Genomic DNA, 21630 nt, shown 5'->3' with positions numbered 1-21630 from the left:
GTCCCGCCTCCTATTGCAGCCAGGCGGAAGGGCCGACACCGGCCTCATCGAGCGTGTGGCCGGTGCGGAAACGATCGAGCCCGTAGGCCGCGATCAAGGGATGCGGCTTGCCGGTGGCGATCGTGTGGGCGAAGCACCAGCCGGAAGCCGGCGTTGCCTTGAAGCCGCCATAGCACCAGCCGCCATTGAGATAGAGGCCGTCGATCGGCGTCGGGCAGATGATCGGGCTGGCATCGGGAGTCATGTCCATGACGCCGCCCCAGTGGCGCAGCAGACGGACGCGCGAAATGCACGGCATCAAAGCAATCGCCGCCTCCGCCACCTCGCGCACGACGCCGAGATTGCCGCGCTGGGCGTATGAATTGTAGCCGTCGAGATTGCCGCCGAAGACCAGTCCGCCCTTGTCGGACTGGCTGACGTAGAAATGGTCGGCGCCGTAAGCGACGACGTGATCTACCAGCGGCTTCAGCGGTTCGGTGACAAAGGCTTGCAGGACGTGGCTTTCGATCGGCAGGTCAAGGCCGGCCTTGGCACCGAGCACGGATGTATGACCGGCAACAGCGAGGCCGACCTTGCCGGCGCCGATCCGGCCTTTCGTCGTTTCGACGCCGACGATACTGTCGCGGTCGCGGAGGAAGCCTGTCACTTCGCAGTTCTGGATCATGTCGACGCCATGGCTGTCGGCGGCGCGCGCATAGCCCCAGGCGACGGCGTCGTGGCGTGCCGTGCCGGCCCGGCCCTGGAAGATGGCACCATGGATCGGAAAGCGGGCGGTGTCGGAAAAATCGAGATAGGGCACGAGACGGCGCACCTCGTCGCGGTCGAGGATATCGGCATCAATGCCATTCAGCCGCATGACATTGGCGCGGTGGCTGAAGCCGTCGAGCTGATCGGCCGAATGCGCCGTGACGAGCTGGCCGCGCTGCGAGAACATGACGTTGAAGTTCAGCGCCCGCGACATGCCCTCCCAGAGCTTCATCGAGAATTCGTAGAACTGGGTGTTGCCGTCGAGCAGGTAGTTGGAGCGGATGACGGTGGTGTTGCGGCCGACATTGCCGCCGCCGACATAGCCCTTTTCGAGTACGGCGACGTTACGGATGCCGTGGTTCTCGGCGAGGTAGAAGGCGGTGGCGAGGCCGTGTCCGCCGCCGCCGATGACGATCACATCATAGGATGGTTTTGGCTCCGCCGCACGCCAGGCGCGCTGCCAATTCTTCTGGCCGGCGAGCGCGTTGCGGAAAATCGAGAGTGCCGAGTAGCGCGCCATGCGTGCGGGCCTATCGAACGATCGGGCCGGCCGGCGTGCGGGTGAGCACTTCGGCGCCCGCGTCGGTCAAAAGCACCGTGTTGGAGACGAAGTCATTGCCGCGACCCGTTCCCATCAGCCATGACAGGATGTGGAAGCTCATCCCCGTTTCGATCTCGAGGTCGGAATCGTGTCGCAAGCCGGTCACCGAATTGCCGCCGGTCCATGACGGCGGCTGGCCGGCGCCGACAAGGTAGCCGCAGTGATGGCGGCGATAGTGGGAAAGGCCGGCCTCGTCGGCGACGGCCTGCCAGGCGGCGTAAACATCGCGCGCCTTGGCGCCCGGCCGCAGCGCCTCGACGACCGCGTTGAAGGCCTTGGCGGTCACCTCCGCCATTGCGGCGTCTTCATCGCTGATGTGGCCGATGCGAACGAGCCGGCCGAGCGGGGCATGGTAGCGCGAGATGCACCCGGACAGTTCGACAAAGACCGGCTCGCCCTTGCGGTAGATTCCGTCGCCCCAGGTCGTGTGCTCTTCACCCAGGCGCGCGGCCGGGCGGATGAACGGTCCGAAGCCCGGCGCATGACCGCCGGCGCGGATCATTGCCGCAACACATTGGGCGGCGACCTCCTGTTCGGAAGCGCCATCGGAGATCGCGGCGATCGCGGCACCGGCGGCGGCGTCCGTCACCTTTGCGGCACGCCGCATCAGCGCCTGTTCTTCGGTGCTCTTCACCCGCCGCATCTTGTCGATCAGACCGGAGACATCGCTCCACGTTGCATCGGCTTGCGTCTGGAGCGCCACGGCAAGTCCATGGCTAAGGCCGGCCGTCCAGTATTCGAGACCGATCCGCTTGCCGGACAGGCCGAGCTCCGCAAGCACCCGCGCGGTAAGGTCGGCCGCCGTTTCGCTGTCGGAGTGGCCACGGAATTCCGCTGCCTTCACCTGCTTCTCGATCGTCACCTTCTCCATCGAGCGGGTGACCAGAACAGGTTTTCCCCGGAGCGGAACGACCAGCAGGTGAGGGGCAAAATACCCCCAGTGATCGAGCCCGGTGAGATAGAAGACGTTCTCCGGCGAGGCGAAGACCGCCGCGTCGAGCTCGCGCTCGGCCAGTGCAATACGGACCTTGGCAAGGCGGCCGGCGATTTCGGCTTCGGAAAACGGATTGCGGTCCATCGGGTGTCCTCGTGCTTGTTGCCGGCTTGCTGGCGCGCATGGTCTTTTCGGCAGCCGGTTTCCTGGCCGCCATGTCAGTCGATGACGATGAGTTCGCGCGCCACGTCGCAGAGGCGTTCGCCGCCGCGTTCCGTGACGACGAACGATTCCGAGATGGCGATGCCGAAATCGTCGAGCCAGACGCCGGCCATGAAATGGAAGCACATCCCGGACTGCATCTCGGTAGTATCGCCGGGACGAAGGCTTGCGGTGCGTTCACCCCAATCGGGCGGGTAGGCGAGCCCGACCGGATAGCCGACCCGGCTTTCCTTCTTCAGCCCGTTCCGTCGCAGGACTGCCTGCCAGGCGGCTTCCACCTGTTCGGCGGTGTAGCCGGGGCGCGCCTTCTCGAGGCCGGCGTCGACACCCTCGACGATTGCCTTGGCCATGTCGAGGATGGCTAGCGGCGGCTTGCCGAAATGTATGGTCCGCGTCAGCGCCGCGTGATAGCGGCGCCTCACGCCGGCAATCTCCAGAATGGCGGGGCCGCTGTCCGGCAGCGGCGCGTCGGACCACGTCAGATGCGGCGTGCTGGTGCCCTCGCCAACGGGCATAAGCGGACAGATCGCGGCATAGTCGCCGCCCGCTCCGGGCACCCCCGTGATCTGCGCGTGATAGATTTCCGCAATGACATGGTTCTGAGGCACACCGGGCCGCATTTTCCCGATGGCGCGGTTCATGGCATGCGTGCAGATCGCACCCGCCTCGCGGATCAGCACCAGCTCGGCTTCGGATTTGACCAGCCGCGCCCAGTTAACGAGATCGTGGTTGTTGGCGAAATGCGCGTCGGGCAGCCCCTCGACAAGGTGGGCGTGGCAGCGCGCAGTGTAATAATGCGCGTCCATCTCGACGCCGATACGGGCCTTTCCCCAGCCGCGCGACCGGATCAGTTGGGCGAGTTCGTCATAAGGGTGTTCGACCGGATGCTGCACCAGCCGTTCCGAGAACGGCACGATGTTTGTCTCGGGCAGGCCGGTGGTCAGGCGTGCGCTCTTGGCATCCTGCGCCCTGCCGAACCAGATCGGCCGGTCCTCCTCCAGATGGACGAGCACGCACTGCGGAACGTAGAACGACCATCCGTCATAGCCGGTCAGCCAGCACATGTTGGCTGGATCCTGACAGACGATGAGATCGAAGCCGGCTTGTTGCATGCGTGTCTTCACGCCGGCGAGGCGCTGCCCATACTCCGCTTGCGTGAATGTCCCGAAGCCCTTCGCGGTCGCCACCGAAATCCTGCCTTCCAGGTACGCCGCTTGCTCTTTGATAAAATATGGGCAAGCAGGCCCAAATTGTGCACAACTCGACGTCAATTTGTTGGCGAACTACGAATTATCGCCGAATTTCCATGGTTTCTATATCTCTGCTTGCGAAATGTCTAGGGCAGTTGTATACGTCTGATCAAGCAGGCGTCGACCTCGAAGAAGGCCGCGCCCTGGGAACCATCTACAGTTGTCCAATGGGAGAAAAGCATGTTCAATTCATCGATATCGCGCCGCATGGTCGTGAAAGCGGCTGCCTGCATCGCGCTCGCCGCGACGTCATTGACCTCGCTGTCCGCTCACGCGGAAACCACCCTCGAACGGGCCAAGAAGGACGGCTACATCCGTGTCGGTTTCGCCAACGAGGCGCCGTTCGGTTACGCCACGCCAGACGGCAAGCTGACCGGCGAGGCGCCGGAAGTCGCCAAGGCGGTACTCGCCAAGATGGGCATACCGCAGGTCGACGGTGTTTTGACCGAATTCGGCTCGCTCATTCCAGGTCTCAAGGCCGGCCGCTTCGACATCATCGCCGCCGGCATGTTCATCACCCCGAAGCGCTGCGCCGAGATCAACTACTCCGAGCCGTCCTACGGCATCGGCGAGGCTATGCTGGTGGCAAAAGGCAATCCGAAAGGCATCAAGGATTTTTCCAGCATCAAGGATAATCCGGATCTCAAGCTTGCCGTGATGGCCGGCGCCGTCGAAGGCGGCTTCGCCAAAGAAGCGGGCGTTGCCGATGGGCAGATCGTCTCCTTGCCCGACCAGTCCAGCCTGGTCGCCGCCGTCCAGTCGGGCCGCGCCGATGCTGCCGCGCTTACCGCCCTTTCGATCGCCGACATGGCCAAGAAGGCCGACGGTGTCGAATCGACCAAGCCCTTCGGCGAGGTCGCCGGCAAGTCGGTGAAAGGCCATGGCGGCTTCGGCTTCCGCAAGGAAGACACCGACCTGCAGCAGGCTTTCAACGCCGAGCTGAAGAAGTTCATCGGTTCGCCGGAGCATATCGCGCTGGTCGAGCCACTCGGCTTCGGCAAGGATTATCTGCCCAACAAGACCACCGCAGAGCTCTGCGCTGGCAAATAGGTTCCCAACTGCTGGCGGCGCGAAAGCGCCGCCCTTTTTTCCCGGGGGAATCGCATGGGAATCCGTACGCTCATTGCCATGCTGGTCATCGCGCTGGTCGTGATCGGCGCGTTGGCAACGCAGGACAGCTATAGAGTGTTCATGCCGGGCCTGCTGCAAGGCGCGGTCCTGACGGTCGAGATCGCCGTCCTCGGCAGCCTGCTCGCAATTATCATGGGCGTGCTTGCAGCACTTGCAAGGATGTACGGCCCGACGCCGCTCAGATGGCTGGCCACGGTTTACGTCGAGATCTTCCGCGGAACGTCGGCGCTGGTGCAATTGTTCTGGCTGTTTTTCGTGCTCCCGCAATTCGGCGTCACGATCAACGCATTCGTGGTGGCAGTGCTGGCGCTTGGCCTGAATGTCGGCGCCTACGGATCGGAGTGCGTGCGCGGCGCGATCCAGTCCGTCGCCCGCGGGCAGTGGGAAGCGTGTACGGCATTGAACATGAGCCGCCCACAGATGTTGCGCCGGATCATCCTGCCGCAGGCCTTTGTCGCGATGATCCCGCCCTGGGGTAATCTGTTCATCGAGCTTCTGAAATCGACGGCGCTGGTTTCGCTGATCACGCTTTCGGACCTCGCCTTCAAGGCGCAGCAAATGAACCAGAACACGTTCAAGACCATTCCGATCTTCACCCTCGTCCTTTTGATGTACCTGGCAATGTCGCTGGTTGTGACCATCGGCATGCGGCTTCTCGAAAGGCGAGCGTCGCTCGGACTGGCGCGGGGGAAGGCGGCATGATCTGGGATTGGGGATTTGCCCTGGAAATCCTGCCGGTGCTTGCCCGCGCCGCCGTCATTTCCATCGAAGCGACGCTGATCGGCTTTGCGCTTGCCGCCTCGCTCGGCCTGGTGCTGGCCGTTGTCCGCATCGCCGTGCCATGGACCAGCTGGACGATTTCGGTGCTGGTCGAGCTGATCCGCTCGACCCCGCTGCTCATCCAGATATTCTTTCTCTATTTCGTTTTTCCGAAATTCGGTGTCGTGCTCGACGCTTTCACCGCCGGGGTGCTGGCCATCGGCATCCACTACGCCGCCTATTGCTCCGAGGTCTATCGCGCCGGTTTCGACAACATCCATCGCGGCCAGTGGGAAGCTTCGATCGCGCTCAATCTCTCGTCCTGGACGACGTTCCGCGACATCATCATTCCGCAGGCGATCCCGCCGATCGTTCCGGCGCTCGGCAATTATCTGGTAGCCTTGTTCAAGGAAACGCCGTTGCTTTCCGCAATCGCCGTGATGGAACTGATGCAGACCGCAAAGATCATCGGCTCCGAAACGTTCCGCTACACCGAGCCGATCACGCTGGTCGGCCTGTTTTTCCTTGCCATGAGCCTGGTTTCGGCGGCGCTCATCCGCTCCCTCGAAGGGCTGCTCAACCGGAGGACCACGCGATGACTGAACAACCGATGGTCCGCTTCGACAATGTATCGAAACGCTACGGCACGTTAACCGTTCTCGACGGGCTCAATCTCGAAATAGCGCGCGGCGAAAAAGTCTCCGTCATCGGTCCGTCGGGTTCGGGCAAGACGACGGTGCTGCGCATGCTGATGACGCTGGAGACGATCAATGACGGCGTCATCTGGGTCGAAGGCGAGCCGCTGACCCATATGGAGAGGAACGGCAAGCTTGTTCCCGCCGATCTCGCCCACATCCGCAAGATCCGCGCCAAGATCGGCATGGTGTTCCAGTCGTTCAACCTGTTTCCGCATATGACGGCGATGCAGAACTGCATCGAGGCGCCGATAACGGTGCTCGGCATGAAGCGGGCGGACGCCGAGGCACGAGCGGCCGAGCTGCTGGAGCTGGTCGGTCTGGCCCAGAAGAAGGACCACTATCCGTCACAGCTTTCCGGCGGCCAGCAGCAGCGCGTCGCCATCGCCAGGGCGCTGGCAATGCGGCCCAAGATCATGCTGTTCGACGAGGTGACGTCGGCGCTCGACCCGGAGCTTGTCGGCGAAGTGCTGCAGGTGATAAGGCAAATCGGGCGCGAGCATGATCTCACCATGCTGATGGTCACCCATCAGATGGGCTTCGCCAAGGAGTTTTCCGACCGCGTTTGTTTCTTCTATCAAGGCAAGATCTGCGAGCAGGGACCGCCAAGCGAACTGTTTGGTGCTCCCAAGAACGAGCGGACACGGCAATTCCTGCACGCTGTCCTGGAGGCTGGGTGACGATCGAGACAGAGGCCAAGCCGCCTACGACGGTGACCGCGGCGCCGCCGCGCCCGCTCTCCGCGCGGGAGCGGTTCGAGCGCATCTACCGGATATTGCGCGACCGCATCTGCCTGCTCGATTATGCGCCGGGAAGCCACCTGTCCGAGGAAGAACTTGCCCAGGAATTCCAGATCAGCCGCACGCCGGTCCGGCGCGTGCTGGCGCGCCTTGAATCCGAGGGTCTGGTTCAATCCGTCCACGGCGTCGGCACGATCGTCACCGACGTCGAGATCGAGGAATTGCAGCAGGTCTATCATCTGCGCCTGGAACTGGCGCTCCTCGTCGGCAAGCTTTCGCCGATTCCGCGTACGGCGGACGATCTTGACCGGATACGGGCGCTCATCGCGCGCTGCGATGCCGATATACTCAATCCCGACCAGCGCGCTTTCCTGCGCCTCAACATGGATTTTTTCTACGAGCTCACGGCGATGACCGGCAACCAGCCACTGCGCGAGATCAGCGAGCGCCTGTATTTTCAGGTCGCGCGCGTCGTCCTGAAGCTGATGCCGCAATTGGGCCTTGTCGAGGAATTCACCGCATTCCGCCGCGAAATGGAAGACGTCCTTGCCGCCGCCGAAATCGGCGACTGGGAGTCCATCGGGCACATAAGGCGGGCGCATATCTCAATGAGCTTCCGCCGCATGATGCGCCATGCAGGCGTGGCGAATCTGGATAGAGCTACATAATCAGCCCCCGTAAGATTGTGCTGGTGGACTGCCGTCGAACTGGCTTCGTTTGCCAGGGAAAGCAGGCCGCCCGCCCCGATCCCGATAGAATTTTGCCAGCACTGGGAATGACCGGAACGGCCCGATCCTACAGGGCCATACCTGCCCTCAGAGAGCGTCCTCATTCGGTATGTTGGCGGGGTTCCAGACGACCTCCCACAGGTGTCCGTTCGGATCGCGGAAGTATCCGGCATATCCGCCAAAGAACGTGTCCCGGGCAGGCTTGATGATCTCGGCTCCGGCGCGAGCGGCCTCATCCATCACTTGATCGACTTCTTCGCGGCGCACAACGTTGTGTCCGACTGTGAACGAGGTCGAGCTGATCGGCGCCTTGGGCAGGCCAGTGTCGTAGGCGAGGTCGTCCTGCGCCCAGATCGCGAGCTTCAACCCGCCGGACAGCGTGAAGAACGCGACGGCGCCATGCTCGAACTCGCGGCCGATGATCCCTTCCGTTGGCAAGCCGAGACCGTCGCGGTAGAACGCCAGAGAACTCTCGAGGTTGGCGACAGCGATAGTCAAAACCGAAATGCGCGGTTTCATGGCGATCTCCTCTGGTTGTCGGAGACACCAGGATAAAGTCGGGCGACAGTGAAGACTTGAACAAAACGGCCAATGAAGAGCGCGACGAGGTTTCACCCGTTCTGCAGCAGGTGATGAATCTGTCGCGGGGTGCTTCCTGTCAGGCGTCGGCTCTCGCGGACAAGATGCGCCTGATCGGAATAGCCCGCCTCGGCTGCCAGGATGGCCGTAGCGCTGTTTGATTGGCTCGAAAGCCGCAGAAAGCGCTGGTAGCGGAGGATACGGTCAAGCGTTTTGGGGCCATAGCCGAAGCTCTCGTCGAAGCGCCGGCGCAACGTTCTTTCGCTCATCTCGAGTGCGCGCATCAACCAAGGGACGAGCGGCGCGTCGGGTGGCGGCCCGCGCTCGATCAAGCGATATGCCGCCTGCATGGGAGCGTCTGGCGCGCGGGAGGCCGCCTCCTCAGCGACGACCTGTTCGAGCGAACAGGCCAGATCTTCGAGATTGTCGCCAGCGCGCACGCGGCTGGCGAGGCGCCGGGCTCGCGCTCCCCATAAATCGTCGAGCGACAGCCTCTTGCCGACCAGTTCGATTTGCGGCACGCCGAGCCATGCCGCCGCCGTGGCAGGATGGAAGCGCAAGCCGATCACGATCTCGTCTGCCGCCAGGACCTCGGTCTGCGGCTCCTTGTCGGGGCCGGCAATTCGGAAGCTGCCTCCGATCCATTGCAGGTCGATCGTTGCATCGGGCATGACGACGATTGGCGGTGCGCCCGCCGGGTCCATTCGATGCGCCCACACCGAAGCAAAGCTTCCGCGAAGCCGCGCCGACGCTGGACGTTGCTGAAATGAACCCGTTGCCTGCGCTGGGACGGGATCGCTCATCTCGCTCCTCTTCGGATTACCGGCGGTGAACCTACGACGCAGTGGCAGCGCCCGCCGTCGCTCGAGGCAATAATCTGCACGACCGACAACGTCTGCCAATCGAGAACGGTTGCAAGAATCGGTTGTTTTCTTCCGGCCGGAAGGAAGAGGGCAGGTGAATAATCATGTCAGATGCATCGCCTCGGCGGCGCCGTGTGAAGCCATACGTCGATGGCCGTTTTGTTCAATCCGGCAGGCGAGATGCGTGCTTATCTTTCGCCGTCGTACATCACACGAGAGGTATGCATCATGAGCAACAACAACGATCAACGGATCGACTACGTCGAATTCAACGTGAAAGACATTCAGCGGTCACGCGACTTCTACGGAAAGGCCTTCGGCTGGACCTTCACTGACTACGGCACGCAATATTGCGAGTTCAACGACGGGCGCTTGTCAGGTGGCTTCGCCGCTGGCCCAGCGAGGTTCGGCGGAGGCCCGCTCGTCATTCTCTATGCCGATGATTTGCCGGCAACGGTCAAGCGGGTCGAGGAAGCGGGAGGCACGATCGTCAGGCCGATTTATGAGTTCCCCGGCGGCCGGCGCTTTCATTTCGCGGATCCGGATGGTTACGAGCTAGCGGTTTACACCGAGGACGGCAGCAAGGAATGATCGCGTTCCTCCACCACCTTGGATTGGTTTTGCTCGGCGGCGTCTTTATCTGGGCGGGCGCCGAGCATTTCCTCAGGTTCCGGGCAGTTACAGCGTCCCTGGCCGAGCGGGGCTTTCCTGCTCCCAGGCCTCTTCTCGCGGCCGGATCGGTGCTGGAGATCGCAGGCGGCTTTTGCCTAGCAGCGGGCCTTGGTGGACCCTTTCCCGCCGCGACCTTGGCCGTATTCACCATTGCGGCGTCGTTCATGGCGCTCAACTTCTGGCGCTACAGCGGCGATGAACGCGAAGCGCTTCGTACCGGCTTCACCATCAATGTCGCCGTCTTGGGCGGGTTGATTGTCGCCGCGACCACTAGCCTGTGATCATCGTTTCGAGGCGGCGGGCCACTGGACCTCGACAGAGCCATTCCACGACGCTGCGCTGCTTGGGCATTTCGTTGATGGCTTCCGCAAGGCCGATCTTCCGGCGTGACCTCCTACACGGCCAGCTTTGAACGCGGCGCTCTGTACAAAGCCTGCGTCAGGATCGCGACGATGAATCCCATCCCCTGCGATCCTCCTCTAAGGTCCGGCGCCTTGGCTGTCACGGGTCGCCTTAGGCGCTCACGAATGCCCATGGGGCAATGTGGATGAAGGCAGCGCACCTTGTAAGCATGCAAGTTCACATTTTAGCGGCGTGAGCAGGCGGCCTGTGAAAATCCATGTTCTGATGTCGTTGCCTCCTCGGCACCGTTCCTGCGACCTATTCCTCAAAGCGACCCGTGGCGTCACGATCGCGCTCGTACCGTCTGGTGAGCGGAAACGGCGGCAACCAGGACTCGCGTCGGATGATCCAGCTTTCGTAGGTTGGCATCAGCTGGTCAGGCGCATCCAGGGACCCCAGGTTTACTTCGATTTCGTCTGCGGTGCGTCCGAAAACGGAGGAGCCGCAGCGGGGACAGAAAAACCGCCCGGCGTAGTCGCGTGTTTCGCCGTCGATCGTCACCGCATCCTCAGGAAAAATCGCGGAAGCGTGAAAAAGGGCGCCATGATGCTTGCGGCAGTCGAGACAGTGACAAAGGCCGACCCGGTATGGGCGCCCTGACGCGACAATTCGGACGTTGCCGCACAGGCAACCGCCGGTGAATCGGTCCATGCTGCGTCTCCTCCAATATCAAGCGGCCGGAATGGTTACAACGACCGGCACTGTTGTTGCAATCGCCGCGCCGCGGGCGGGGACGCGTCGTTCTTCCGTGGCGATGACATTGCAGCCGCCTCTCTATGCCTTGCGCGAGCTTGCCGCCGAAAATAGGCTTTGGTTTGTCATACGGAACGAAACGGCGCGTTCCATTGAGCCGCCAACTCGGCGGCCGAGGCGATCTTGACGCCGCAGTCGGCGAGTATGCGTGCGACGGTCGCTACCAGTTCGGCGTTGGACGAGGCTATGCTGCCGTCCGGAAGGAAAAGATTGTTTTCGAAGCCGACCCGGACATGGCCGCCAAGCAACGCTGCGGCGGTCACGCACGCCGCTTCGTTGCGGCCGAAGGCGCAGACGCTCCAATGGTCGAAGCGCGGCATGTTCGCCGCGAGGAATGGCAGGAGATCGGCAGGAACGGACGCCTGTCCCGGCGTGTATCGGCCCAGCACGTAGAGAACCGGTATGCTTGCCCAGGGGATCAGTCCGCGCTGCTGCATGTCCGAAAGCCTGACCGCCTCCTCGGGCGAATAGAGGATGATCTGCGGCGCAACCCCCTCGGTGTGCAGCCAGGCCATGAAGCGCACACAGGCGAGTTCCGATCCGGCATCAGGAACGATTTCGCGAAGCGCCAGCGAGACAGCTTGCGGCTTCACATCTTGTACGACGGCCATCTGTTGGGCCGGCGAATAGATACCGAGCGCTTCGGAGGTGATCTGAATTATCAAGCGGTCGCCGGCAGCACCGCGGATGGCGGCGATCGTCTGGCGGTAGGCGTCGGGGTCGAGCAGATGATTGCCGCTTCTGTCGCGGACATGGACGTGGATCATAGCCGCACCGGCATCGGCGCATTCCGCGGCCGTCCTCGCAAGTTCGGCTGGTGTCAGTGGAATCGCCGGATGGTCGGCCTTGCTGCGACGTCCCCCATTCGGGGCGACGGCTATGGCGATGCGGTCGAGACCAGTGGCCGGCTTCATGGGGATGTTCTGTGCGTGACAAGATTCATATGAATCAATCTTTGATCACACTGAAACAGACGTTGCAATCGTTGGTCTGGCGAGCTAGCAATATCCATGGACCAGGGAGAGCTTGCTGGACAGATCGTCACTGCCTTCGACGGCATGTCGGCGCAGCTTCGGTCCGCTGCACGCTATGTCCTTGATAAGCCGTATGATGTCGCGCTGTTGTCCATGCGCGAGCAGGCTCGGCACGCAGGAGTGCAGCCGGCGACGATGACGCGGCTGGCCCAGCATCTCGGCCTTGATGGCTACGAGGCGGTACGCGATATCTACGCCGCCGCGATCCGGGACGGCGAAATCGGTTTCGCTGGCAAGGCGGGCCTTCAGGTGGCCAGCCAAAAGCTCAAGGGCGACCACGCGCTGGCGGCCGACATTCTGGATTCGATTTCCAGCCAGCTTTCCCATCTGGCCGAAAGCAGGTCGATCGACCGTCTGGTCGACACGGCCAGGGCGCTGAGTGCGGCAAGGCGCGTCTATTGCCTCGGCCTGCGCTCGAGCCATGCGGTGGCCTGGCATCTGCATTACATCCTGTCGCTGATCGGCGAGAAGTCGGTGCTGCTGCACGGCATCGGCGGAACTGATGGCGACGCTCTGACCCATGCGACCAAGGACGACGTGCTGATCGCCGCCAGCGTCCTGCCCTACACGCGCTTCACCATCGAGCTTGTCGAGTACGCTGCCGGCCGCGGCGTACCGGTCATTGCGATCACCGACAGCGGGGTAGCGCCCTTGGCGCTGCTTGCCGATCACCTAGTCGTCGTGCCGACCGGCAGCCCGTCCTTTTTCCACACCATGACGCCAGCTTTCATCGTTGCTGAGATCCTCGGTGCTCTTGTCGCAGGACAGGCAGGCGAGGGCGCCGTTGAGTCGCTGCGACGTTTCGATGAGCAGGGCGCCGCTCTCAAGACCCATCTGAACCAACGTCCGCCGAAGAAAATGCCCGTGAGGGACCGTCGATGACACACATTCTTCATCGAACCATCCACTCGACGCTGCCGGTCGCCGCTCGCGGCCAAGGCATCGAACTGTTCGATGCCGAGGGCAAGTCCTATATCGATGCGTCGGGCGGCGCCGCCGTGTCCTGTCTCGGCCACGGCCATCCCGACGTGATCGCTGCACTGCACACCCAGCTTGACCGCATCGCCTACGCCCACACCAGCTTCTTCACCACCGAGGTGGCGGAGCGCTTGGCGGATCGGCTGGTCGAGGACGCGCCGAAAGGCTTGGACCACGTCTATCTGGTCAGCGGCGGCTCGGAGGCGGTCGAGGCCGCGCTCAAGATGGCCAGGCAATATTTTGTCGAGAAAGGCGAGCCGCAACGGCGCCATCTCATCGCACGCCGGCAGAGCTATCACGGCAATACGCTCGGCGCTCTCGCCACCGGCGGCAACGAATGGCGGCGCGCCCAGTTCAGGCCGTTGCTGATCGAGACCCACCATATCGACCCCTGTTACGCCTATCGCTATCAAAAGCATGGCGAAAGCGACGAAGCCTATGCGGCGCGCGCCGCCCAGCAGCTCGAAGACAAGATCCTCGAACTCGGCCCGGACGAGGTCATCGCCTTTGTCGCCGAGCCGGTGGTGGGTGCGACGCTCGGCGCAGTGCCGCCGGTCGCGGATTACTTCAAGCACATTCGCGCGATTTGCGACCGCTACGGCGTGCTGCTCATTCTCGACGAGGTGATGTGCGGCATGGGCCGTACCGGCACGCTGCATGCGTGCGAACAGGACGGCATCGCCCCCGACCTGCTGACCATCGCCAAGGGACTCGGCGGTGGCTACCAGCCGATTGGCGCGGTGCTGCTCGGCCGGCATATCTTCGATGCCTTTGCCCAAGGCTCGGGCTTCTTCCAGCATGGGCATACCTATATGGGCCATCCAATGGCAGCGGCGGCCGGCCTTGCTGTGCAGGAGGTCATCCGGCGTGACGGTCTACTCGACAACGTCAGCGCAATGGGCGCGCAGCTGGACGAACGCCTGCACCAACGCTTCGATAACCACCATCACGTCGGCGACATTCGCGGGCGGGGTCTGTTCAGGGGAATCGAGCTGGTGGTTGATCGCGCCAGCAAGGAGCCGTTCGATCAGAGGCTTGAACTCAACGCCCGCATCAAGCGCGAAGCAATGGCCCGCGGCCTGATGATTTATCCGATGGCCGGGACGATTGACGGTGTGCGGGGCGTTCATGTGCTTGTGGCGCCGCCTTTCATCATTTCCAAACAGGATATCGATCGGATCGTCGAACGGCTCGGTGAGGCAATCGACGCTGCGATTGCTTCAGCGGCCTGACCCGCACGACGCGGACCGCCTCAAACCAGTTCCAACGCGTCATCGGCGATGGGCCGGGACACCCACCAGAGAGGTAGCAACCATGTACAGTTCGATGAAAACCCTGATCGGCGCGGCGGCCTGCATGCTGCTGGCGCTGCCATCCGTCGCTGCCGAGCAGCGCTTCGTCACGGTCGGCACCGGCGGGGTCACCGGCGTCTACTATGCCGTCGGCGGCGCCATTTGCCGACTGATGAACAAGGACCGGCAGAAAACCGGCATCCGATGCTCGACGGAGTCGACCGGCGGTTCGGTCTTCAACGTCAACTCCATCCAGACCGGCGACCTCGATTTCGGCTTGACCCAATCAGACGTCCAGTACCAGGCCTATGAGGGGACCGGAAATTTCGACGGCAAGCCGTTCAAGGATCTGCGGGCCGTGTTCTCTGTCCATCCCGAGCCGTTTACCGTGCTGGCGCGGCCAGACGCCGGCGTCACCAAATTCGAGGACTTCAAAGGCAAACGCTTCAACGTCGGCAATCCCGGGTCAGGCACCCGCTCGTCCATGGAGGAGTTGCTCAAGCAGATGGGCTGGACGCTCGGCGATTTCTCGCTTGCCGCGGAGCTGAAGGCGGACGAGCAGGGCAGCGCTCTGTGCGACAACAAGATCGACGGTTTCTTCTACGGCGTTGGCCATCCTTCCGCCGCGATCCAGGATCCGACCACGGCCTGTGGCGCCAAACTCATCGCGCTGACCGGTCCGGCAGTGGACGCGCTGTTGGCAGCTCATCCGTACTATTCAGTCGCCACCATCAAGGGCGGCATGTACGCCAACAATCCGGACGACGTGACGACATTCGGCGTCCGCGCGACAGTGGTGACGAATGCCAGCACGCCCGATGAGGTGGTCTACGAACTGGTGAAGTCGGTCTTCGAAAATCTCGACGACTTCAAGAAACTGCATCCGGCTTTCGCCAATCTCGATCCCAAGGAGATGATCAAGACCGGTCTGTCGGCGCCAATGCATCCGGGCGCGGAGCGCTATTACAAGGAAAAGGGCTGGCTCTGAGGCCTTCGATGCGAGGCGCCACGGCCGCTCTCGCATCGCAAATAATTGTGGGGAACGATGACAGATCAAAGCCAGCGAGCGGCAGGGCCTGACCAACCCCTTATCGACATGGACAAGCTTAGCGAGCTCGTCGCCGAGGCCGACACCGGTGGGCGCAAGCCGACCGGCCGCACCGCGAAGCTGATCCTCGGCGTATCGCTGGCATGGTCGCTGTTCCAGCTCTGGTATGCCTCGCCCCTTCCGTTCATGCTCAATTTTGGTGTCGTCAGCGACGGCATCGCCCGCTCCATCCATCTGGCCTTCGCCCTGTTTCTGGCGATGCTGACGTTTCCGGGCTTCAAGACCTCGTCGCGCAGCCGGGTGCCGCTGCCCGACTGGGTGCTAGGCATCGCCGGGGCGGCGTCCGCCCTCTATCTGTTGGTCTTTTACAGCGATATCGCCCATCGGCCGGGCCTTCCTACTACGGCTGACCTGGTCGTCTCGATCGCCGGCGTCCTCATCCTGCTCGAGGCCGCCCGTCGCGCCGTCGGGCCTGCCATCACCGTCATCGCGGCGATCATGCTGATCTATATCTTCGCCGGGCCCCACCTTCCTGGCCTGCTTGGCCACAAGGGCGCGACGTTATCGCGCGCAGCCTCGCAGATGTGGCTGACGTCGGAGGGGGTCTTCGGTGTTGCCCTCGGTGTGTCCACCAACGTGGTCTTCATGTTCGTCCTGTTCGGAACATTGCTGGAGCGCGCCGGCGCCGGCGGCTTTTTCATCCAGCTTGCCTTCTCGCTGCTCGGCAAATACCGCGGCGGGCCGGCCAAGGCCGGTGTCGTGGCTTCCGGCCTGACCGGCATGATTTCCGGGTCGTCGATCGCTAATGTCGTGACCACCGGAACCTTCACCATCCCGCTGATGCGCCGGGTCGGATATTCTGCGGTGAAGGCGGGCGCCATCGAATGCGCGGCCGGCGTCAATGGTCAGCTGATGCCTCCGGTGATGGGCGCCGCCGCGTTCTTGATCGCGGAATATGTCGGCATCTCCTATGCCGAGGTGGTCAAGCACGCCTTCTATCCGGCGCTGCTGACCTATGGCTCGTTGTTCTACATCGTCGATATCGAGGCGATGAAGACGGGGATGAAGGGCCTGCCGTCACGCAGCACGCACTCCGCATTTCAGGGCGCGCTGCGCGGGCTGATGGGCGTATGCGGTTTCATCATCCTCGCAGGGCTTGTCTATTACGGCATTGGCTGGACGAAGATCGTTTTTGGCGCGGCCGCGACCTGGATGATCACTGCCGCGCTGATCGCCGTCTACATCGGCCTTGTCGCCTACCGGGCGCGTTATCCGGACCTGCCGCTGGAGGATCTGGAGGGCGAGATCGTCAGGATTCCCCACTTCGGCGAGACGGCACGCACCGGCCTGCATTTTCTGCTGCCTGTGATCCTGCTGATCTGGTGCCTGATGGTGGAGGAGTTGTCGCCCGGCCTGTCGGCATTCTGGGGCGCTGTCGCCCTTATGGCGCTGATCGTCACGCAGCGGCCGCTCACCGCCTTTTTCCGCAAGGACCGCGCGCTGGCGCAGCATTGGCTTCACGGTTTCGACGATCTGGTCGGTGGGCTGTCCGCCGCCGCACGCAACATGACGACGGTCGGCATTGCCACTGCGACGGCCGGCATCATCGTCGGCACGGTTCTGCTCACGGGCATCGGGCTGGTAATGACCGAGCTGGTCGAATTCATCTCGGGCGGCAGCTTCATCGTCATGCTTTTGTTCACCGCGGTGATCTGCATCATTCTCGGCATGGGCATGCCGACCACTGCAAGCTATGTCGTCGTCGCCACCTTGATGGCGCCGGTCATCGTCGATTTGGCGGCGCAGAACGATCTTGCCGTGCCGCTGGTCGCCGTCCACATGTTCGTTTTCTATTTCGGGCTGATGGCGGACGTGACGCCGCCAGTGGGCCTGGCGGCTTATGCAGCTGCGGCAATTTCCGGCGCCGATCCGGTGAAGACCGGCATTCAGGGCTTCAAGTACGAGATCCGTACCGGCCTGCTGCCGTTCATCTTCATCTTCAACACCGGACTGCTGATAATCGATCTCGAAGGTCCGTTCGATTTCGTCGCGATGGTGGTGACATCGACGCTGGCCATGGTCTCGTTTGTAGCAGCGACGCAGAATTGGATGCTCGTGCGCAACCGCTGGTACGAGACGATTGCGTTGCTTGTGGCCTGTTTCATCTTGTTCAGGCCGGGATTGTTGCTCGATCAGGTGAGTGAACCGTATCGGGTAGTACCCGCCACCGAACTCAGCCGTATCGTCGACGAGACAGCCGAGGGAGGCGCGGTTCGCTTGCGCCTGACGACACTGAACCTCAACGGCGATGAGATATCGAAGCTGGTTCGGCTGCAGCTCGGGCCTGCAAATTCATCGGCCGAACGCCTGAAGGCTGCGGGCCTGGACGTCAGTGCGCTTGGCGATAGCGTGACGGTCGGCGTCGTGCGACTGGGCAGCCAGGCGGCCAAATTCGGCCTGCAGCCCGGCGACGAAATCAACCAGGTGCTAGTCCCTGCGGAACGGCCATCGCGCTATTGGTTTACCATCCCGGCCCTGTTGTTGGTCGGTCTCGTCTTCTGGGTTCAGAAGCGGCGAAGGAGGACAATCGGTCTGTAAGCGTCTTGTGAGCGGAAGAGTGTTGGCCAGCATGTCAGTAACAAGAGAACCAAACGGCGCCGCGGAACCGGCTAGCGTGGAAATGCGCTTGACGACGCACGACCGCCCCTTCGAACCGGTCGACTACGGGCTTTACGCGCTGACGGTCATTGCCTGGAGCGCATCGTGGTTCGCGATCGAACTTCAGGTCGGCAGCGGCGTGTCGAACGAGGTCAATCTGGTCTGGCGCTTCGCCATCGCCACGCTGCTGATGTTTGCCTGGGCGGGCTTTTCCGGTCGGCGGCTCCGCTTTCCGATCACCGACCATTTGCGCTTTGCTGTGCTCGGCATCCTCATCTTCTCGTCGAACTTCCTGTTTTTCTATTACGGCGCCGGCTATCTCGTCAGCGGCTTGCTCTCAGTCGTCTTCTCGCTCGCCTCGGTCATCAACATGCTGCTCGCTGCCTTGGTCATCGGCGAGCGCCCGGCGCCGCGCATTCTCGCCGGCGGCACCATCGGCTTCGCCGGAATAGCGCTGATGTTCTTTCCCGAAATCGCCGCCAACGGGCTTTCCGGCGGCACGTTGGTGGGTCTTCTTCTGTGCCTCTGCGGCACGCTGAGCTTCTGCGCCGGCAATCTCGTCTCCGTCGCCAACCAGCGCCGCGGCCTGCCGCTCGTTTCAACGAGCGCCTGGGGCATGCTTTATGGCACTTTGTGGTCGGCGTTGCTGGCCTTCCTGCTTGGTGAGCCGTTCGTGTTCGCGACGACCGCCTCTTATATCGGCTCGCTGGTCTTCCTAGCCGTCATATCGACCGTCGTGGCTTTCGCCGCCTACCTGACGCTGCTCGGACGCATTGGCGGCGCCCGGGCCGGCTATGCGACCGTCATATTTCCCGTCTTTGCGCTTTTGATCTCCACAGCGCTGGAAGGCTATGCCTGGACTGTGTACGCGATCATCGGGCTCGTCCTCGTCGCCGCCGGGAACGTCCTGGTCATTCGCGGGGGACGGCGCTGACGCATGGAATGCTTGCGCAATGCCGCCGCGTTCCGGTTGTGCGGGCCGCGGTTCTATCGAGCTTGACTCTCCGCATCCTCTGTCTAAGCTGCGGTCAATGGGTCAGACCAATGTACCAGGGTTGGCCCGGGAGGGAACTAAACGCGTATGCCGATCCAGGCCGTTGAACCACGCCGGCTTTACCGACAGGTCGCCGATCAGCTCAGGCAGCTGATCGATGCCGGCGAGTTTTCCGTCGGCGACCGCCTGCCGACCGAGCGGGATCTGGCCGACCAGCTCGGAATTTCCCGCCCGACAGTCCGTGAAGCGCTGATAGCGCTGGAGGTTGAAGGCCGCATACGCATCCGCGTCGGCTCGGGTATCTACGTCACCGATCCGCCGAGCGCCGCCGCCTCCGAACCCGAAATAGAGGAAGGCCCGTTCGAGCTGTTGCGCGCGCGCGAATTCGTCGAAGGCGCGATCGCCGCCGAAGCGGCCCTCCATGTCCGGCCTGCAGATATCGAACGGCTCGACGACGTGCTGCGCCGGATGGAGGCCATGCGTCACCCCAACAAGATGACCATTGCGCTCGACCGGGAATTCCACACCGCCGTCGCCGGCATTCTCGAGAACGCGGTGCTGGTGCGCTTCATCGGCGAGCTTTTCGACCAGCGCATGAACCCGTACTTCGAACGCCTGTCGATCTATTTCGAGACCAGCGATTCCTGGCAGGTCGCGGCAAAGGAACATCGTGCCGTGCGTGATGCAATTGCCGCGCGCGACCCCGAGCGGGCCAAGGCCGCCATGCAGCAGCATCTGCGCCAGTCGCAAATCAGATTCTCACGCAATTTCGATGAGAGAGCCGCAGCCAAGGAGGTTGCGGAATAGCAGTTGGCCGGGGGGAGATCCGGCCGTCAAGTTCAACCAGGGAGGAATTAGATGCTGAGAAAATACGCAGTTCTGCTCGGTGCGATCGCCGCAATTGCCATACCCATGGCGTCGGCCTCGGCGGAAACGGTCCTGAAATGGGCGCATGTCTACGAGACGACGGAGCCCTTCCACACCGAATCCGTGTGGGCGGCCGACGAAATCAAGAAGCGCACCCAGGGCCGCTACGCCATCGACGTCTATCCGGCCTCGCAGCTTGGCAAGGAAGCGGACATCAACCAGGGCCTGATGCTCGGTACCGTCGATATCATCATTTCCGGATCGAGCTTCGCGGCGCGCGAATATCCACCGATCGGCGTCACCTATTTCCCATACACTTTCCGCGATGCCGACCATTTGCTGAAATACACCAAGAGCGACGTCTACAAGGCCCTGACCAAGGGCTATGAGGACAAGACCGGCAATCACATCGCTGCCACCACCTATTACGGGACGCGGCAGACCACCTCGAACCGTCCGATCGCCAAGTGCTCCGACATGCAGGGCCTGAAGATGCGGGTTCCCGACGTGCCGGCCTATCTGGCCATGCCGCGTGCCTGCGGCGCCAACACCGCGCCGATTGCCTTCGCCGAGGTGTATCTGGCCCTGCAGAACGGCACGGTGGAGGCCCAGGAGAACCCGCTGACCACCATCGAGGCGAAGAAATTCTACGAGGTGCAGAAGAACATCGTGCTCACTGGCCATATCGTCGATCATCTAAACACCATCATATCGGCGTCGCGCTGGGCCTCGCTTTCCGATGAGGACAAGAAGATCTTCACCGAGGTGATGCAGGAGGCTGCCGCCCGCGCCACGGCAAAGATCGTCGCCCGCGAAAAGGAACTGGTGCAGGTATTCAAGGACCGCGGCATCAGCGTAACCGATGTCGACCGTGCCGACTTCGAGAAGAATGTGCTGGAGAAGGTCACCTTCGAGGAGTTCGGCTACAACAAGGCCGATTGGGAAGCGATCCGCGCCATTAAGTAGGGCACCGGGAAATCAGATGCTTGATCAAGAGGATAGAGCGGCAATCGGATTTGCTGCTTTAACCTGCTCTTCGGTCCGGCTCCAAATTGCGCCGGACGGCCTTTTCAATCCTTGACGACCCACCAGCTTCGGGAGCCCGCGCCGATGGCCGAGGAACACCACATCGAGATCACCGTCGAAGAGATCGCGCACGCCTTCGAGGAGGTGCCGGTACACGTCGATCTGTCGGACCACGGCGTCGAGGACTGGATCACGCTTGCCGTTTTCTGGGGCATGGTCGTGTGTGTCTTCCTGCAGTTCTTCACCCGCTATGCGCTGAACAACAGCCTTGCCTGGACCGAGGAGATCGCCATCAACGCGCTCGTCGTCGTCGTTTTTCTGGGCGCCGCCATGTGCGTGCGCCTTTCGCGCCATATCCATGTCGACGTGCTTTACCACTATCTGCCGGAGCGCGTCGGCCGCTGGCTGGCGCTCGCCGTCGATGTTATCCGCATTGCATTCTTCGGCTACGGATCCTGGTTGATGTGGCGCTACGTCACGATCGTGGCGCATGAGCGCATGGTCACCGTCAACCTGCCGCGGCGCTGGTTCTTCTACGCCGTACTGGCCGGGTTCGTGCTGATGCTTCTGCGCTCGATCCAGGTCTTCATCGGCAATTACAGGCGCGGCTATTCGGTGCTCGAGCGTCCTGGCGCGTTCGAGACGGCGGGGGTCTGA

The 21630-nt window shown here is 62.5% G+C and carries 22 protein-coding genes; 15 read left to right on the top strand and 7 right to left on the bottom strand.

The genetic code is table 11. The annotated features are described in order from the left end of the window. Positions 1–10 precede the first annotated feature (10 nt). From NKH59_RS03975 to NKH59_RS03965, 3 genes are all read right to left on the bottom strand, one after another. A complete protein-coding gene (locus NKH59_RS03975; RefSeq protein ID WP_353021039.1) occupies positions 11–1267 on the bottom strand; it encodes a sarcosine oxidase subunit beta family protein in 1257 nt (418 codons plus the stop codon). A gap of 10 nt (positions 1268–1277) precedes the next feature. Next, complete coding sequence (locus NKH59_RS03970) at positions 1278–2426, bottom strand: M24 family metallopeptidase (RefSeq protein WP_353016002.1); 1149 nt, start codon at positions 2424–2426, stop codon at positions 1278–1280. A 74-nt stretch (positions 2427–2500) separates the two neighbouring features. After that, a complete protein-coding gene (locus NKH59_RS03965; protein ID WP_353021037.1) occupies positions 2501–3691 on the bottom strand; it encodes a M24 family metallopeptidase in 1191 nt (396 codons plus the stop codon). 243 nt (positions 3692–3934) lie between these two features. On the opposite strand from NKH59_RS03965, the gene ehuB reads away from it, so the two are divergent. The 5 genes from ehuB to NKH59_RS03940 are packed head-to-tail and all read left to right on the top strand — an operon-like array spanning position 3935 to position 7747. After that, the gene (gene ehuB / locus NKH59_RS03960; RefSeq protein ID WP_352470567.1) at positions 3935–4804 is read left to right on the top strand and encodes an ectoine/hydroxyectoine ABC transporter substrate-binding protein EhuB; all 870 of its coding nucleotides are present in this window, start codon (positions 3935–3937) and stop codon (positions 4802–4804) included. Between the two features lie 54 nt (positions 4805–4858). Next, positions 4859–5587, top strand: a complete 729-nt coding sequence (gene ehuC / locus NKH59_RS03955; protein WP_352612531.1) for an ectoine/hydroxyectoine ABC transporter permease subunit EhuC — start codon at positions 4859–4861, stop codon at positions 5585–5587. Then, complete coding sequence (gene ehuD / locus NKH59_RS03950) at positions 5584–6243, top strand: ectoine/hydroxyectoine ABC transporter permease subunit EhuD (protein WP_023674259.1); 660 nt, start codon at positions 5584–5586, stop codon at positions 6241–6243. Before ehuC ends, ehuD begins: the two co-directional genes overlap by 4 nt. Then, positions 6240–7019, top strand: coding sequence for an ectoine/hydroxyectoine ABC transporter ATP-binding protein EhuA (gene ehuA / locus NKH59_RS03945; RefSeq protein ID WP_023717024.1), 780 nt, complete (start codon positions 6240–6242; stop codon positions 7017–7019). Before ehuD ends, ehuA begins: the two co-directional genes overlap by 4 nt. Then, a complete protein-coding gene (locus NKH59_RS03940) occupies positions 7016–7747 on the top strand; it encodes a GntR family transcriptional regulator (RefSeq protein WP_353021035.1) in 732 nt (243 codons plus the stop codon). The genes ehuA and NKH59_RS03940 overlap by 4 nt, the downstream gene beginning before the upstream one ends. A 147-nt stretch (positions 7748–7894) precedes the next feature. Here the strand turns inward: NKH59_RS03940 and NKH59_RS03935 are convergent, their stop codons facing one another. Together NKH59_RS03935 and NKH59_RS03930 are read right to left on the bottom strand one after the other, a co-directional pair. Beyond that, positions 7895–8326: a VOC family protein gene (locus NKH59_RS03935; RefSeq protein ID WP_352470564.1), complete on the bottom strand. Its 432-nt coding sequence runs from the start codon at positions 8324–8326 to the stop codon at positions 7895–7897. Between the two features lie 92 nt (positions 8327–8418). Beyond that, complete coding sequence (locus NKH59_RS03930; RefSeq protein WP_353021033.1) at positions 8419–9090, bottom strand: AraC family transcriptional regulator; 672 nt, start codon at positions 9088–9090, stop codon at positions 8419–8421. Positions 9091–9474: 384 nt separating this feature from the next. On the opposite strand from NKH59_RS03930, the gene NKH59_RS03925 reads away from it, so the two are divergent. Together NKH59_RS03925 and NKH59_RS03920 are read left to right on the top strand one after the other, a co-directional pair. Beyond that, positions 9475–9840: a VOC family protein gene (locus tag NKH59_RS03925; protein WP_353021101.1), complete on the top strand. Its 366-nt coding sequence runs from the start codon at positions 9475–9477 to the stop codon at positions 9838–9840. Continuing rightward, the gene (locus NKH59_RS03920; protein WP_352470562.1) at positions 9837–10202 is read left to right on the top strand and encodes a DoxX family protein; all 366 of its coding nucleotides are present in this window, start codon (positions 9837–9839) and stop codon (positions 10200–10202) included. Before NKH59_RS03925 ends, NKH59_RS03920 begins: the two co-directional genes overlap by 4 nt. A 379-nt stretch (positions 10203–10581) precedes the next feature. Here NKH59_RS03920 and NKH59_RS03915 read toward each other — a convergent pair whose 3' ends face one another. Both NKH59_RS03915 and NKH59_RS03910 read right to left on the bottom strand, forming a co-directional pair. Continuing rightward, positions 10582–10974: a GFA family protein gene (locus NKH59_RS03915; protein WP_352452141.1), complete on the bottom strand. Its 393-nt coding sequence runs from the start codon at positions 10972–10974 to the stop codon at positions 10582–10584. 167 nt (positions 10975–11141) lie between these two features. Then, the gene (locus NKH59_RS03910) at positions 11142–11990 is read right to left on the bottom strand and encodes a beta-keto acid cleavage family enzyme (protein WP_353021030.1); all 849 of its coding nucleotides are present in this window, start codon (positions 11988–11990) and stop codon (positions 11142–11144) included. A gap of 96 nt (positions 11991–12086) precedes the next feature. On the opposite strand from NKH59_RS03910, the gene NKH59_RS03905 reads away from it, so the two are divergent. The 8 genes from NKH59_RS03905 (at position 12087) to NKH59_RS03870 (ending at position 21630) form a co-directional block, all read left to right on the top strand. Further along, on the top strand, positions 12087–12992 hold the full coding sequence (locus NKH59_RS03905) for a MurR/RpiR family transcriptional regulator (RefSeq protein ID WP_353021027.1): 906 nt from the start codon (positions 12087–12089) through the stop codon (positions 12990–12992). Then, the gene (locus NKH59_RS03900) at positions 12989–14320 is read left to right on the top strand and encodes an aspartate aminotransferase family protein (protein ID WP_353021024.1); all 1332 of its coding nucleotides are present in this window, start codon (positions 12989–12991) and stop codon (positions 14318–14320) included. Before NKH59_RS03905 ends, NKH59_RS03900 begins: the two co-directional genes overlap by 4 nt. A gap of 94 nt (positions 14321–14414) precedes the next feature. Then, positions 14415–15368, top strand: coding sequence for a TAXI family TRAP transporter solute-binding subunit (locus NKH59_RS03895; protein WP_353021100.1), 954 nt, complete (start codon positions 14415–14417; stop codon positions 15366–15368). 108 nt (positions 15369–15476) lie between these two features. Continuing rightward, positions 15477–18026, top strand: a complete 2550-nt coding sequence (locus NKH59_RS03890) for a TRAP transporter permease (RefSeq protein ID WP_353021021.1) — start codon at positions 15477–15479, stop codon at positions 18024–18026. 82 nt (positions 18027–18108) lie between these two features. Then, the gene (locus NKH59_RS03885; protein ID WP_502908674.1) at positions 18109–19020 is read left to right on the top strand and encodes a DMT family transporter; all 912 of its coding nucleotides are present in this window, start codon (positions 18109–18111) and stop codon (positions 19018–19020) included. A 147-nt stretch (positions 19021–19167) separates the two neighbouring features. Continuing rightward, positions 19168–19887: a FadR/GntR family transcriptional regulator gene (locus tag NKH59_RS03880; RefSeq protein WP_353021015.1), complete on the top strand. Its 720-nt coding sequence runs from the start codon at positions 19168–19170 to the stop codon at positions 19885–19887. Between the two features lie 51 nt (positions 19888–19938). Further along, positions 19939–20913: a sialic acid TRAP transporter substrate-binding protein SiaP gene (locus tag NKH59_RS03875; protein WP_023717039.1), complete on the top strand. Its 975-nt coding sequence runs from the start codon at positions 19939–19941 to the stop codon at positions 20911–20913. A gap of 144 nt (positions 20914–21057) precedes the next feature. Then, the gene (locus NKH59_RS03870) at positions 21058–21630 is read left to right on the top strand and encodes a TRAP transporter small permease (protein WP_352612542.1); all 573 of its coding nucleotides are present in this window, start codon (positions 21058–21060) and stop codon (positions 21628–21630) included.

This window comes from Mesorhizobium sp. M0998 (assembly GCF_040318885.1).
Classification (GTDB): Bacteria; Pseudomonadota; Alphaproteobacteria; order Rhizobiales; family Rhizobiaceae; genus Mesorhizobium.
The sequence above is the reverse complement of the archived record's forward strand: the minus strand, read 5'-3'. Positions and strand labels throughout refer to the sequence as shown.

Bases quoted from the DNA above. Each gene is read 5' to 3' on its own strand.
- NKH59_RS03870 (WP_352612542.1), top strand. From the start codon at position 21,058: ATGGCCGAGGAACACCACATCGAGATCACCGTCGAAGAGATCGCGCAC.
- ehuC (WP_352612531.1), top strand. From the start codon at position 4,859: ATGGGAATCCGTACGCTCATTGCCATGCTGGTCATCGCGCTGGTCGTG.
- NKH59_RS03880 (WP_353021015.1), top strand. From the start codon at position 19,168: ATGCCGATCCAGGCCGTTGAACCACGCCGGCTTTACCGACAGGTCGCC.
- NKH59_RS03890 (WP_353021021.1), top strand. From the start codon at position 15,477: ATGGACAAGCTTAGCGAGCTCGTCGCCGAGGCCGACACCGGTGGGCGC.
- NKH59_RS03905 (WP_353021027.1), top strand. From the start codon at position 12,087: ATGGACCAGGGAGAGCTTGCTGGACAGATCGTCACTGCCTTCGACGGC.
- NKH59_RS03885 (WP_502908674.1), top strand. From the start codon at position 18,109: ATGCGCTTGACGACGCACGACCGCCCCTTCGAACCGGTCGACTACGGG.
- ehuA (WP_023717024.1), top strand. From the start codon at position 6,240: ATGACTGAACAACCGATGGTCCGCTTCGACAATGTATCGAAACGCTAC.
- NKH59_RS03935 (WP_352470564.1), bottom strand. From the start codon at position 8,326: ATGAAACCGCGCATTTCGGTTTTGACTATCGCTGTCGCCAACCTCGAG.
- NKH59_RS03930 (WP_353021033.1), bottom strand. From the start codon at position 9,090: ATGGACCCGGCGGGCGCACCGCCAATCGTCGTCATGCCCGATGCAACG.
- NKH59_RS03875 (WP_023717039.1), top strand. From the start codon at position 19,939: ATGCTGAGAAAATACGCAGTTCTGCTCGGTGCGATCGCCGCAATTGCC.
- NKH59_RS03895 (WP_353021100.1), top strand. From the start codon at position 14,415: ATGAAAACCCTGATCGGCGCGGCGGCCTGCATGCTGCTGGCGCTGCCA.
- NKH59_RS03915 (WP_352452141.1), bottom strand. From the start codon at position 10,974: ATGGACCGATTCACCGGCGGTTGCCTGTGCGGCAACGTCCGAATTGTC.
- NKH59_RS03920 (WP_352470562.1), top strand. From the start codon at position 9,837: ATGATCGCGTTCCTCCACCACCTTGGATTGGTTTTGCTCGGCGGCGTC.
- NKH59_RS03900 (WP_353021024.1), top strand. From the start codon at position 12,989: ATGACACACATTCTTCATCGAACCATCCACTCGACGCTGCCGGTCGCC.
- NKH59_RS03975 (WP_353021039.1), bottom strand. From the start codon at position 1,267: ATGGCGCGCTACTCGGCACTCTCGATTTTCCGCAACGCGCTCGCCGGC.
- NKH59_RS03910 (WP_353021030.1), bottom strand. From the start codon at position 11,990: ATGAAGCCGGCCACTGGTCTCGACCGCATCGCCATAGCCGTCGCCCCG.
- NKH59_RS03970 (WP_353016002.1), bottom strand. From the start codon at position 2,426: ATGGACCGCAATCCGTTTTCCGAAGCCGAAATCGCCGGCCGCCTTGCC.
- ehuB (WP_352470567.1), top strand. From the start codon at position 3,935: ATGTTCAATTCATCGATATCGCGCCGCATGGTCGTGAAAGCGGCTGCC.
- ehuD (WP_023674259.1), top strand. From the start codon at position 5,584: ATGATCTGGGATTGGGGATTTGCCCTGGAAATCCTGCCGGTGCTTGCC.